We start from the raw sequence: 12,772 nt of genomic DNA, 5'->3' as shown, positions 1-12,772 counted from the left end.
GAGCGGGCCACATCACCGTGGCGCCGGGAGCGGGAGCGAGCGGGCCACGCCGTTTAGGCCCTGCCTGCTCAGCCTTCGAGCACGAACGGCGATGTGGCGACCTCGGTGCCGTCGGCGAGCGTGCCGATCTCGAAGTCGCCGAACACTGTCGGCGCGACATCCATGAGTTGACGCAGGCATTCGACGGCGAGCTGGCGGATCTCGACGTCGGCGTGTTCGGTGGCGCGCATGCCGACGAAGTGTCGCCACGCACGGTAGTTGCCGGTGACGACGATCTTGGTTTCGGTCGCGTTGGGCAGCACCGACCGCGCGGCCTGCCGTGCCTGCTTGCGGCGCAAAATCGCGTTGGGCACGTCGGCGAACTTCGCCTCCAGGGCGTCGAGCAGTTCGCCATACGCCTTGCGGCTCGCGTCGGTGGCTTCGGTGAACAACGCCTCGAGGTGCGCGTCGCCCTCGATTGCCGGTGGTGCGACCACGTTCGAGTCGTGTTCGGGGACGAACCGCTGCGAGAGCTGCGAGTACGAGAAGTGGCGATGCCGGATCAGTTCGTGCGTGCACGACCGCGAGATCCCGGTGATGTAGAAGGTCACGTTCGCGTGCTCGAGAAGCGACAGGTGACCGACCTCGAGGATGTGCCGCAGGTAACCGGCGTTCGTCGCGGTTCGGGGATTGGGCTTGTCCCAGCTCTGATAGCAAGCGCGGCCCGCGAACTCGACGAGCGCCTCGCCGCCGTCGGCGTCGGTGCTCCACGGGACGTCCTCGGGCGGGTTGAACGTGGTCGCGGCGACCATCTGCACCTTCAACGGGACCATGTCCGACATGCCGCCTCCTCTCACCTAGTGGGCATCCATGATTGTCCATCAGCGCGACCTTCACGACCCGAGCACCCCGTCGTCCGAGGGAGCTCTCGGCAACACCTGCGGAGTTTCAGCACCCGCCCCGGTGCCCGACGGGGGACGATGGGTGGCATGCCCGATCTGCACTTCAGTTCTGTTCACAGCCAGCGCTCCTGGGTCGTCGACGGCCAGGTCACCTCTCGCGAACTCGTCGAGCACAGCTTGGCCGAGATCGCTCGCCTCGACCCCACGCTCAACGCGTTCTCCACCGTTCTGCACGACGAGGCGCGAGCCGAAGCCGATCGACTCGACGCCGCGTTGCGCGACGGCATCCCTGCCGGCCCGCTGCACGGGGTACCGATCGCGATCAAGGACGAGAACGACGTCCGCGGTGTGCCCACGGCATACGGCGGAGCGTCTGTCACGACGCCGGCACAGGCCGACTCGGAGGTGGTGAAGCGTCTGCGCGACGCCGGCGCTGTGATCATCGGCAAGACCCGGATGCCCGAGTTCGGCATCTGGCCCTTCACCGAAACCGCTGCGAACGGCTGGACTCGTAATCCGTGGGACACCGACCGGTCCCCCGCCGGCTCGAGCGGAGGCACCGCGGCAGCGGTCGCGTCGGGGATGGTGGCCGCAGGTATCGGCGGCGACGGAGGTGGGTCGATCCGCCTCCCGTCGAGCTGGTGCGGCCTGTTCGGGCTCAAACCGCAGCGAGGTCGGGTCAGTACCGCACCCAACCCCGACCTGTGGCGAGCGCTGGGCACCCTGGGGCCGTTGACCCGCACCGTCGCAGACAGCGCACTCATCTATGACGTGATCTCCGGCGCGACGTCGACAGACAGATTTCATGCCACTGAGCTGGCCGGTTCATTCGTCGACGCTGCGGCCACACCACCCGGCCGTCTGCGGATCCGGCTGTCGTTTCGCAATCCGATGCGGGCGGGCATGGTCGACGACGAGTCGGCCGCGGCGATACGCGCGCTGGCCGACCGACTACGGGACGCGGGACACGACGTCGTCGAATCAGACCCCGACTACCCGCTCCTTTCGGGGGTGTTCTCCGTGCAAACCGCGTCGGGTGTCTCCGAAGAGGCTGCGCGCGTGGAACATCCGGACCGGCTCGAGCGCAATACTCGACGCATCGCCCGAGTCGGACGTGTCCTCCACGCCCGTGCCGGATGGGCCGAGCGACGCGCGGAGCAGTTCGCGGACGAACTCCTCGCAACGATCTTCGACGACTACGACGTTCTGCTGACCCCGACCACGCTCACCACCGCCGTCGAAGCGGGGCAGCTCGATCGGCACGGGTTCGTCGGCCTACTACGTGCGGCAGCCGAGACCGCGTCGTACACGGCGGCGTGGAACGTACTGGGCAACCCCGCGGCAGCCGTACCCATAGGAGTGGATCGGTCGGGCCTGCCGCAGAGCGCTCAGCTCGTCGGACCGGCGAACAGCGAGTTGTTGCTCGTGTCGCTGGCCGCTCAGATCGAGCAGATGGTTGGGTTCGCCGAGCATCGGCCAGACGTCACCGGACGGTGAGCACGCCGGCCGGGCTCACTCGTCGAGAAGCGCGGTGAGCTTGGCGAGCGTGTCGGTCCAATCGGACACGCTGATCGACGTGATGCCCAGTTCCATCACGGGACGGTCGTTTCCGCCCTCGTCGAGACGGTCGCCGTAGAAGAGGATGTCGTCGACGGTGAGGTCGAGGATCTCCATCAGTCGGCGCGCGCCGTAGGACTTGTCGATGCCCTTGCGGGTCACGTCGACCGACGTCGATCCGCCGCTGCGCACCTCGAGGTCGGGAAGTCGTTCGGCCGCGTACGCGCGCAGCGACTCCTTCTTGCGACCGTCGGGATCCCATGCCTTCTTGGCGTCGACAGGAGCGGCCTGCCCCAATGCGCTGAACGTGATCTGGCTGCCCCGGTCCTCGAGAACCGGCCCCCACGTCTCGGTTTCCCACAGGCCGAGTTCTTTCGCGCCGGTCTCGAGCGTGGTCAGGGTGCGCTGCTTCTCGTCGTCGGTGAGGTACTCGGCGTACACGGTCTTCCACTCGGAGCCGTCCCACCGCACGTACTGCGTGCCGTTCGTAGGCATCAGATGCAGGTTCGCGCGATTCACGCCGTCGCCGAGTCGGTCGAGCACCTGCACCTGGAACTGATCGAAGTTGCCGCCCGAGATGATGCACGCCATGCTGCGGTCGAGTAGTCGGCCGAAGACCTCGACCATGGAATCGTCCATGGGGCTCTTCGACGGTGCCAGGGTGTCGTCGAGGTCGAACATGACCAGTTGGTAGGTGCGCCCGTCGTGCGTGACCGTCATCGGTACCTCTCGTGAACTCTTCGATGTGGTGAATGCCTGCTGGATTGTCTCAAAGCCGGAAACAGCATGTCATGCCGAAGCCCCGACGGTGGCATGAGCCAAGGTGGCAGCCAGATCGCCCCGAGAGCCGACCTCGACGCCGTCGAGTCCGAGCCACTGCGCCGTCGTTGCGAGGTCGGTTGCGAGGCGCTCGGCGACCATGCCTGCGTCACGCCCCTCCTCGAGGTGGGCCGCAGGCACCCGGAGTACACCCGCGGCGCGGTCGGCCTTGAGATCGACGCGTGCGACGATCTTGTCGCCGAGTAGATAGGGATGCACGTAGTAGCCGTGTACGCGTTTGTGTTCGGGTACGTAGATCTCGATGCGATAGCGGAAACCGAAGAGCCGTTCGGCACGCGGACGAAAGAAGACCAGCGGATCAAAGGGTGACAGCAGCGCCGACCGTTCGTCCGCATGGGCGATGCGACGCGGAATCACGGTGTCGGCGTGCACGAACGCGGGGTCTTTCCAGTCACGCACCGAGACCTGTTGCAGCACTGCATCTTCCACCAACTCGGCGACGACACCGCGAACCTCGGCGGGCTTGAGTCGGTAGTAGTCGGCGAGATCGGCGACCGTCGCGACGCCAAGCGCCGCAGCGGCATTCGTCACCAACTGTCTGTGCGCATCGACCCTGTCGATGCGGCGCTGCGCGACCTCGCCGACGACGCGCTCGGTGAGGTCGTAGTGGCGTCCGAAGTTGGCGTCTCGCACAGCCGACAACTCACCGGAGGCGAACATCGCTTCGCACAGATGCTTCACGTCGCCGCGATTCCACCAGCCGCCGGGCGCACTGGGTTCACGCTCGATTCCGAGATGACTCTCGATCAGACGCGGCGTCGACGGTCCGATCTCGGCGATGAGCGCCCGAATGTCTCCCGCGAGAGCCCGATTGTCGCGCATGAGTTCTCGTGTGTGGAGATACCGTCCGTCTCGGTACTCCTCCATGCGCCACCCAAACAGCGGCCAGTCGTCGACCGGAATCAGCGCGGCCTCGTGCGCCCAGTATTCGACGAGCATCCGAGTGGCCCGCCCGGGATGCCACGCGGCGCGGTCGAGCAGGGTTCGGTCGTAGGTGCCGAGCCGCGAGAACAACGGCAGGTAGTGCGCGCGCACCGCGATGTTCACCGAATCCATTTGGATCAATCGCGTGCGTTCAACGATCCGCGACACCTGCTTGCGTGTCACGGTTCCCGCGAAGGGTCGAGGACCGAATCCCTGTGCGGTGAGGGCGATTCGGGCCGCCTGCGCGGCTGTGAGCTCGGGAGACGCCATCGCGGAGGCTATCAAGCTCCCCGACGCACATCCGACGTCGCGCCGTGACGCGAGTAGTCGACGAAGCGATAGCGAAGTCCGCCCGACGACGTCTCCCACGACGTGGTCTCCGCGACCTCCCACCCGTACGGGTCGATCTCGGGTGCGAACGCGTCGGCGCCCTCGACGAGGAGGTCGATCTCGGTGACGTGCAATCGCGTGGCGTGTTCCATCGCGGCCTCGTAGATGGCCCCGCCACCCATCACCGTGACGGCGCCGACGATCCGATCGAGCGCTTCACGCAACGAACCCGCGATCTCAGCACCGGGCGCGACGTAGTCGCTGTTGCGGGTGATCACGACATTGCGGCGCTCCGGCAACGGCCGAAATCGCTCGGGCAGCGACTCCCACGTCTTTCGTCCCATCACGACCGGGTCGGTGCCCGTCAGTTCGCGGAACCGGCGCATGTCCTCGGGAACGCGCCACGGAATCGCATTCTGACGCCCGATGGCGCCGACGCGGTCTTGCGCCCAGACGAGTGTGATGACGGTGGCCATGGACAGAGACTACCGCCGCGCTCCGACAGGCTCTCCGAGCGTCGACGCGCCCCGATCTACCTGTGACGAATCATGCGGTACCGCAGCACCTTCGGTCGCCTGAGTACCGCCCGCCGGTGCTGTTGCCGGGGCGGTGGTACTCGGCACGTCGTCGACAGGGCGGCTATCGCTTGCGGATCCGCCACCCACATTCGGCGGATCTGCCGACTCGCCCTCCGAAGGCACCTGCGGTTCATTGACAGGGTGCGGCGGTGCCGCCGAACGACCGGAGGGCTGCGTGTCCGGCTTGATGGAGCCGGCCCCCGCCGCCGAGTTGTTCGACGGCTCGCCCGATTCGGCGGCGCGCGGCACCGACGTCTCCGGGTCGCGCTGACCGGGAAGTGTCGCGGTCGAATCGTTCACCTGCGCGGATCGTGCCTGAGCGGCGACAGGAGCCGTCGACGCATCGACTGTCGCACTGAGCGGCAAACCTGCTGGACTGTCGGGATGCGCGGCGTCGAACCAGTCTCGGAAGCTGAACTCCGGCACCCCGAATGGTCCGTTGATCGCGGTGGTGCCGAGTGGCCGGTTGGACGGATCTCCGGTCTTCTGCGCGACAGCGTCGTCGATACCTGTCGCGATCGCGATCGCGACGGTGATGGCGTCACGTACCGGCGAGAACCGGAACCACTGCGCCGCAAGCGGTTCCCCCGGGCTGATGTCGCGGCTGTATCCCATTTCGACGATGGTGCGTAACGGCATATCGAGCGCGGTGATCCACGTCGCGGGTAGCACGCCCACCAGTGGAACGAGGATCGGCAGAACCTCTGCCGGAATCAGGTAATAGTGCGTGTCCCCGTACTCGCCCTGATCGACGGTGCCCGGCGCGCCCAGCGGTGATTCAAATGGATAGAGGCCGTGCTGATAGGCGATGCCGAGAACCGCGTTCATGTCAGCGATCACGTTGAGAGGGTGTGACGGGAAGTCCGAGAAGCCGTCGTACTGGAAGCTGATATCGGTTGTGCGGAAATGACATTGCTCGTCGACGCAACTGTTCGTCGGCGCCGCGCCGTCCATGCTGATACCGAGGAACGGAATCGACAATCCTGCGAACCTCGCGAGGATTCCCCCGTTGGGCCTGTTCACGTCCGCGGCCAGAACGAAAGACACGTCGGGAGCCGACGCCCAGCCGACGCTCGAGTAGTAGTCGATCAGCGACCGTTTGGTGATCGCCGCGATCCTGGTGCTCTGCGAGTATCCGAACACGACGAGCTGATCGCCCGCGGCGGGCGTGCCGAACGAGAGATTGCGCGGACACGCGTTCGCACCCGATATACAGGCACTCAGATTCGCCACGCCGAGCGCGACCGAACGATCGAAACTCAGGTCGCCCGCGGTGAATGGCGCGAACTCCTCCGGCGTGTACACGGCGACCTTGTTGAGGTCGGCCGCGTTCACACCACTGGCCTGCGCGAGGTAGTTCGACGCGATGAGGTTGAGATAGGTATCGACAAACTCGTCGGTTTGCGCTTGAGGACCGAAGTCCACCAACGGATTCCAGGTACCACCCATGATGAGCGCCGTGACGGTCGCCGCGTTGGCCACCGTCATGACGGCAGCCGCCCAGACAGCTCCGATGACGCCACCGATCGCCGACGCCATCGCGGCGCAGACGCGCTGAATCGATCCCATATGTAGTTACCAACCGATCGGGCCGACCGCTCCCGACCCGACTTCGAAAGTCAGCCCGTCGGTAGCGAGGGCACTCCCGACCGACGAGACCGGCAGAGTGCGGTAAGGCCCATCAGATCTCCGCGCGGTGACTCATGATGTAACACACATCACACTTCGATACCGCCGGTACTGAAAAGTAGGCCACGATAAACACTCCGTTCGAAGGACAACGGATGCTGCTCGTGATCAGACCGCGACAGGCGCCTTGATGCCCGGGTGTGACTGATAGTCGACGATCTCGATGTCGTCGAACTCGTAGTCGAAGATCGACTCGCGCGGATTCAGTCGGAGCGTCGGATACGGATACGGCTCACGCGAGAGCTGCAGGTTGACCTGGTCGACGTGGTTGTCGTAGATGTGGCAGTCTCCGCCGGTCCAGACAAATTCCCCGACGTCGAGGCCCGCCTGCTGCGCCATCATGTGCGTGAGCAACGCGTACGACGCGATGTTGAAGGGCACTCCGAGGAACAGATCCGCACTGCGCTGATAGAGCTGACACGACAGCTTGCCGTCGGCAACGTAGAACTGGAAGAACGCGTGGCACGGCGGCAACGCCATCTGCGGGATCTCCCCCACGTTCCACGCAGACACGATGTTGCGTCGCGAGTCGGGGTTGGTCTTGAGCATCTCGAGCGCCGCGGAGATCTGGTCGATGTGCTCACCCGACGGAGTCGGCCAACTTCGCCACTGCACGCCGTAGACGGGGCCTAGTTCGCCGTTCTCGTCGGCCCACTCGTCCCAGATCGTCACGCCTCTGTCCTGGAGCCATCGCACGTTGGAATCGCCGCGCAGAAACCACAGCAGTTCGTAGATGATCGACTTCAGATGCACCTTCTTGGTGGTGACCAGCGGGAAACCCTGAGCGAGGTCGTAGCGAAGCTGGTGCCCGAACAGACTGCGTGTTCCGGTCCCGGTGCGATCGGCCTTGGGCGTGCCGGTGTCCATCACCAGACGCAGCAGGTCTTCATATGGCGTCGGGATCGTCTCTGTCGAGCTGAGGTCGCGGATGGCCGTACTCACGCCTGCCAGTCTAGGGCCGTCGCACCTTCCCCCGGTCTTCGCGACACCCCCGTGGGTTGCGTGTGGCTCGTGTGATGTGTGGTGACAAGAGACTAGGCTCGCTACGTGCCACCCCGCCCGCGTACCCGCGCCAACCGCTACGCACGACGTCGCAGGTCACGAGTCGCGGCGAAGTCGCACGACCTGACTCCCCTCCAGTGGGCAGCACTCCAAGAAGCGTGGGGCGGCTGCGCATACTGTCGCGCCGATGGTGTTGCGCTGCAACGCGATTGCATGTTGGCGATTTCCCGCGGTGGTCGCTACACGCTGGGGAATGTGGTGCCGTGCTGCCGATCGTGCAATGCCAGTAAGTGCAATACCGAGGTCACCACGTGGATGCGTCGCAAGAAGCTCGACGAACGCTTGTTCCTGGTCCGGCAGGCCCAGATCATCGCTGAACTGACCGACGCCTTCGAAGAGTCGCAACCGACGGAATGACCGGCCCTCACGAGAACACTGCGAGTCCCTTGCCGACGAAGTACACACCGACGACGAGACACGTGATGATGGTGATCGGCGAGATGTTTGCCTCGAGCCACTCCCGGAAGTTGTTCAGCGCCGGATCGAGCCGGTGACCTCCCACTATCGCAATGAGCAGCGGAAGCAGGATGCCGAGACTGGCGATGAGGACATAGATCACCAGCACTATCCACGCCTCTGACGGGTTGCCGGTGTCCTCGGCTATTCGCGCCCCCGCGCCGAGACTGAGTGGCACGTTCTTCACGACTGCCACCGCTTCGACAAGCCCGAGCCCCAACACCGACAGCCCCGACATCGCCGTCACCCTGGCCAGGAGTTTCGCTTCGCTTGCCGGCTCACCGGGCGCGGGTCGCCTTCGCCAGGAAATCACTGCTAGTCCAAGGAAGATCAGCCCGAGTATCAGGGTGAAGATCTTGACTCCGTCATCCGTGGCGGCGGGTGAATCCTCTTCTGCCACGTCCGTCACCGCGACCGCGATGCCCGTCACGACGAGCAGACTGACGATCCACCCGACAGCAAAGAGCACCGCTTTGGCGCGGCCGTGTTCGGACAACAGGAGCACGACACCCGAGATGATCGCGACCGGACTGATCGCGACCGTCACCGCGATCGGCAACACATCCCCCACCGCGGTGGCGATCACGCCGCTGCTCCTGTCACGATTGACGCCTTCCGCACTCGCCGACGATTGTTTGCGCAAGTTTCCCAGCAGTCGTGCATTTTCGTCGTAGATGGCCGCAAAGTCGGCACAAAATGCGCGGTGGCGTCGGCCCGTGTCCTCACGTTCCAGACGCGGCTCGAACTGGCAGACGCGGCTGGTGCACCAGCCGCGTTCACCGACTCGAGCCGCGTTTGCGATCCCTGCCGGCCTGCCTAGGTCGATAGCCCGGCGGCCACGGTCGCGCCCAGCTCCCAGCACGCCTCCAGCACAGCCTTGTCCGGCTTGTTCGACGCGATCACGTACTCCGCGGCCTTCTCCCAGCCGAGCCCCGCGGTGATCCGGTCGACCGCGTTCTCCGCGCCCTCCGTCCCCTCGTTGCCGTGAAGGTAGAGGCCGAACGGGCGGCCCCGCGTCGAGTCGAGGATCTGGTAGTACGAGCAATCGAAGGCGTGTTTGAGGGCACCTGAAATCGAACCTAGGTTGGCGGGACTGCCGAGCACATACCCGTCGGCGTCGAGGAAGTCGCTGGTCGACACCGACAGTGCCGCACGACGCACGACGTCGACGCCCTCGATCTCGGGGTCCGTTGCACCGCTGACCACCGCCTCGAACATCGCCTGGCAATGCGGCGACGGCGTGTGGTGGACGATCAGCAGGCGACTCATGCGCTTGGCCGCTGCTCACGTCCATGGAACTGCGCCACAGCGCGTTTCATCATCTCTCTGGCTCGAGAGCGATCGCCCGCGTAGTCATAGGCGCGGGCGATCCGATACGTGTTGTGCCAATCGGACGGGTTCGCTTCCCACTCCTGCTTGACCTGGGCGAAGAGTTCGTCCGCGGCCTCGCGTTCGATGCGGCCCGACGCTCGACGCGGCAGGTCGGAGACGTTGAGTTCACGTCCCTCCTGCGCCATGATCCGCGCCAGTTTCTGATGTTCGATGCCCGCACGCAGCGTCGACCAGATCAGCCACGCACCGAGGAACGGCAGGATCAACACTCCGATACCGAGCCCCACCGCCACGACGCCGCCGTGCGCGATGAGCTGCACACCGGTCCTGCCAAGTAGCACGAAGTAGACGATCATCGCGACGACGAGAAACGCGATCATCCACACGATCGGGCGGGCGTCGCGCTGCGTCGGATCCTTCTTTTGCTTCTTGCTCGGCTCGGCAGACATCGGCAGTTACAGGTCCATCAGTTCGTCGAGTCCGACGGTCAGGCCCGGGCGGGTGCCGATCTGGCGGACACCGAGCAGCACTCCTGGCGCGAACGAACTGCGATCGATCGAGTCGTGCCGGATGGTCAGCGTCTCACCCTGCGTGCCGAGGAGGACCTCCTGGTGTGCGACGAGACCGGCGAGTCGGACAGAGTGCACACGCACGCCGTCGACAACAGCCCCGCGCGCACCGGGGAGTTCCTCGGTCGTGGCATCGGGGCTCGGCCCGACGCCCGCCTGGGCACGCGACTCCGCGATCAGCGCCGCCGTGCGATACGCGGTGCCCGACGGCGCGTCGGCCTTATGCGGATGGTGCAGCTCGATGACCTCGACGGAGTCGAAGAAGCGTGCGGCCTGCTGCGCGAAACGCATTGACAGGACGGCTCCGATCGCAAAGTTGGGTGCAATCAGCACCCCGACGCCAGGCGCGTCGGACAACCACTCGCGCACCTGCGCAAGACGTTCCGCGGTGAACCCCGTCGTACCGACGACCGCGTGAATTCCGTTCTCTATCAAGAACTTCAGGTTGTCCATGACGACGCTCGGATGCGTGAAGTCGATGACGACGGAGGTGTCTGTGTCGACGAAGGCGACGGGATCGTCGCCCTTGTCGACGCCGGTGGTGAAGACGAGATCCTCGGCGGCCTCGACAGCGTCGACCATGGCCTGCCCGACCTTGCCCCCGCTGCCGAACACGCCAACTCTGATCTCGTCGCTCATCGGTGCTCCCTCTTCGTGCGTGCTCGGTCGAACATTCTTGTCCGAGTCTAGTGGGCGGCACTTTCGTGCCGACCCTCAGTAGATCGGCGCATCGCCGCGCTGGTGGTCGAACACCAGCGACGTCGTGGTCCCTGCGACCTCGCGTCTGGCATTGAGCATCTCGACGAACGTGCGCAACGCCTCGGTGTCGGCGGTCGCGACGTGCAGCAGGTAGTCGTCGGCACCCGCGAGAAAGAAGACGTCGATCACCTCGTCTCGCTGTGCGATCTCGCCGACGAACTGGCGGATCTGCCCGCGAGCATCCGACTGCAAGCTCACGGCGACCATCGCCCGCAATGGCCGTCCGACCGCGGCCGGATCGACGTCGGCGAAGAATCCGCGGATCACACCGGCGTCGACGAGCCGTCGGAGGCGCCCGTGCGCTGTCGACGCCGCGATCCCCACTCGTGCCGCGAGCTCACTGTTGGGGATGCGCGCATCGAGTTGCAGGACACGCAGCAGTTCTCGATCGGTCGCGTCGAGCTCGACTGCCCGAACATCCTTCGGCGTGGCGGCCATCACAACTCCTCGATCTGACGATTCTTCATCCAGATACACAATCTACAGAACTTTCCTCATCAATGTTGTGCGCTTGTCGACGTTCCTTCACGCTTGAAGGTGTTCAGCGCAGAGCAGCGCCTCCGCAGCGCCACCACGTGACCACACCCCAACACTTTCGAGGAGTTCCCGATGCGTATCGGCATCCCCACAGAGATCAAGAACAACGAATACCGCGTCGCCATCACGCCTGCCGGCGTCGCCGAGCTGACCAAGCGCGGCCACGACGTAGTCATCGAAGCAGGTGCAGGCCTCGGGTCCGCCATCGACGACACCGACTTCAAGGCTGCGGGCGCACAGATCCTCGACACCGCGACCGCGGTCTGGGAGCAGGCCGACCTGCTCCTCAAGGTCAAAGAGCCGATCGAGGCCGAGTACGGACTCATGCGCGAGGGCCAGACGATCTTCACCTACCTGCACCTCGCGGCCAGCCGCCCGTGCACCGATGCGCTGCTGGCTTCCAAGACGACGTCGATCGCCTACGAGACCGTCCGCGCCGCCGACGGCTCGCTGCCCCTGCTCGCCCCGATGAGCGAGGTCGCCGGCCGACTCGCTCCCCAGGTGGGCGCCTACCACCTCATGCGTTCCGAAGGCGGCCGCGGCGTGCTGATGGGCGGCGTCCCCGGCACCGAACCCGCCGACGTCGTCGTCATCGGTGCTGGTGTCAGCGGCGTCAATGCCGCGACCATCGCGATGGGAATGGGCGCACAGGTCACCGTCTTCGACCTCGACATCGCCAAGCTTCGCGCCGTCGACGCCCGCTTCGGCGGACGCGTCCACACCCGCTACTCGACGTCGCTCGCACTCGCCGAGGCCGTCAAGCAAGCCGACCTCGTGATCGGCGCAGTGCTCGTCCCCGGCGCGAAGGCACCTGTGCTCGTCCCCAACAGCCTTGTCGCGCAGATGAAGTCGGGCGCGGTGCTCGTCGACATCGCCATCGATCAGGGCGGCTGCTTCGAAGACTCGCGCCCCACCACCCACGACGACCCGACGTTCACCGTGCACGACACCGTGTTCTACTGCGTCGCCAACATGCCCGGCACCGTTGCCCGCACATCGACGCAAGCACTCACCGGTGCCACGCTCCCCTACGTGCTGCAGCTCGCCGACAAGGGTTGGGAGAAGGCGCTGGCCGACAACGCCGCACTCGCAGGCGGCCTGAGCACCCACGCGGGCACGTTGTTCAATGCCGAGGTCGGCGCAGCGCTCGACATCCCGGCCGAGCAGAATCCGTTCGCCACCAACTGACCACGACCTCCATCGCGAGACCGCCGGACCCGAGATCGCCTCGGGCCCGGCGGTTGTCGTATAGGTCGCG

The 12,772-nt window shown here is 65.5% G+C and carries 14 protein-coding genes; 3 read left to right on the top strand and 11 right to left on the bottom strand.

The features are described 5' to 3' along the window. Positions 1-68: 68 nt before the first annotated feature. Positions 69-821 carry an FAD-dependent thymidylate synthase gene (gene thyX / locus ACRVY7_RS11300; RefSeq protein ID WP_049697148.1) on the bottom strand — a complete coding sequence of 251 codons (753 nt, stop codon included), beginning with the start codon at positions 819-821 and terminating at the stop codon, positions 69-71. A 147-nt stretch (positions 822-968) separates the two neighbouring features. On the opposite strand from thyX, the gene ACRVY7_RS11295 reads away from it, so the two are divergent. After that, positions 969-2,378 carry an amidase gene (locus tag ACRVY7_RS11295; protein ID WP_431817135.1) on the top strand — a complete coding sequence of 470 codons (1,410 nt, stop codon included), beginning with the start codon at positions 969-971 and terminating at the stop codon, positions 2,376-2,378. 15 nt (positions 2,379-2,393) lie between these two features. Here ACRVY7_RS11295 and ACRVY7_RS11290 read toward each other — a convergent pair whose 3' ends face one another. The 5 genes from ACRVY7_RS11290 to ACRVY7_RS11270 form a co-directional block, all read right to left on the bottom strand. Then, on the bottom strand, positions 2,394-3,158 hold the full coding sequence (locus tag ACRVY7_RS11290; protein ID WP_049697147.1) for an HAD-IIB family hydrolase: 765 nt from the start codon (positions 3,156-3,158) through the stop codon (positions 2,394-2,396). Positions 3,159-3,227: 69 nt separating this feature from the next. Next, positions 3,228-4,472 (bottom strand): winged helix-turn-helix domain-containing protein, encoded by a 1,245-nt coding sequence (locus ACRVY7_RS11285; RefSeq protein WP_431817134.1) that lies wholly within the window; start codon positions 4,470-4,472, stop codon positions 3,228-3,230. A gap of 11 nt (positions 4,473-4,483) precedes the next feature. Next, positions 4,484-5,008: a dihydrofolate reductase gene (locus ACRVY7_RS11280; protein ID WP_049697145.1), complete on the bottom strand. Its 525-nt coding sequence runs from the start codon at positions 5,006-5,008 to the stop codon at positions 4,484-4,486. Positions 5,009-5,017: 9 nt separating this feature from the next. After that, positions 5,018-6,679, bottom strand: coding sequence for a PE-PPE domain-containing protein (locus tag ACRVY7_RS11275; protein WP_431817133.1), 1,662 nt, complete (start codon positions 6,677-6,679; stop codon positions 5,018-5,020). A gap of 228 nt (positions 6,680-6,907) precedes the next feature. Next, positions 6,908-7,741, bottom strand: coding sequence for a thymidylate synthase (locus ACRVY7_RS11270; protein ID WP_431817132.1), 834 nt, complete (start codon positions 7,739-7,741; stop codon positions 6,908-6,910). A 105-nt stretch (positions 7,742-7,846) separates the two neighbouring features. Here ACRVY7_RS11270 and ACRVY7_RS11265 point away from each other — a divergent pair, with 105 nt between their 5' ends. Beyond that, the gene (locus ACRVY7_RS11265; RefSeq protein WP_431817131.1) at positions 7,847-8,218 is read left to right on the top strand and encodes an HNH endonuclease; all 372 of its coding nucleotides are present in this window, start codon (positions 7,847-7,849) and stop codon (positions 8,216-8,218) included. Between the two features lie 7 nt (positions 8,219-8,225). Here the strand turns inward: ACRVY7_RS11265 and ACRVY7_RS11260 are convergent, their stop codons facing one another. From ACRVY7_RS11260 to ACRVY7_RS11240, 5 genes are all read right to left on the bottom strand, one after another. Beyond that, a complete protein-coding gene (locus ACRVY7_RS11260) occupies positions 8,226-8,903 on the bottom strand; it encodes a GAP family protein (RefSeq protein ID WP_431817130.1) in 678 nt (225 codons plus the stop codon). A gap of 230 nt (positions 8,904-9,133) precedes the next feature. Next, on the bottom strand, positions 9,134-9,586 hold the full coding sequence (locus ACRVY7_RS11255; RefSeq protein ID WP_431817129.1) for a flavodoxin family protein: 453 nt from the start codon (positions 9,584-9,586) through the stop codon (positions 9,134-9,136). Then, on the bottom strand, positions 9,583-10,098 hold the full coding sequence (locus ACRVY7_RS11250) for a hypothetical protein (protein WP_049697138.1): 516 nt from the start codon (positions 10,096-10,098) through the stop codon (positions 9,583-9,585). Before ACRVY7_RS11250 ends, ACRVY7_RS11255 begins: the two co-directional genes overlap by 4 nt. 6 nt (positions 10,099-10,104) lie before the next feature. Further along, entirely contained in the window at positions 10,105-10,857 is a 753-nt protein-coding gene (gene dapB, locus ACRVY7_RS11245) for a 4-hydroxy-tetrahydrodipicolinate reductase (RefSeq protein WP_049697137.1), read from the bottom strand. 75 nt (positions 10,858-10,932) lie between these two features. Next, the gene (locus ACRVY7_RS11240; RefSeq protein ID WP_005204483.1) at positions 10,933-11,415 is read right to left on the bottom strand and encodes an Lrp/AsnC family transcriptional regulator; all 483 of its coding nucleotides are present in this window, start codon (positions 11,413-11,415) and stop codon (positions 10,933-10,935) included. Between the two features lie 171 nt (positions 11,416-11,586). On the opposite strand from ACRVY7_RS11240, the gene ald reads away from it, so the two are divergent. Next, positions 11,587-12,702: an alanine dehydrogenase gene (ald, locus tag ACRVY7_RS11235; protein WP_431817128.1), complete on the top strand. Its 1,116-nt coding sequence runs from the start codon at positions 11,587-11,589 to the stop codon at positions 12,700-12,702. Positions 12,703-12,772: the final 70 nt, after the last annotated feature.

It is taken from the genome of Gordonia jacobaea (assembly GCF_965344965.1).
Taxonomy (GTDB): domain Bacteria; phylum Actinomycetota; class Actinomycetes; order Mycobacteriales; family Mycobacteriaceae; genus Gordonia; species Gordonia jacobaea.
Note: the sequence above shows the minus strand (reverse complement) of the source record. Positions and strands in the feature narration are given on the sequence as shown.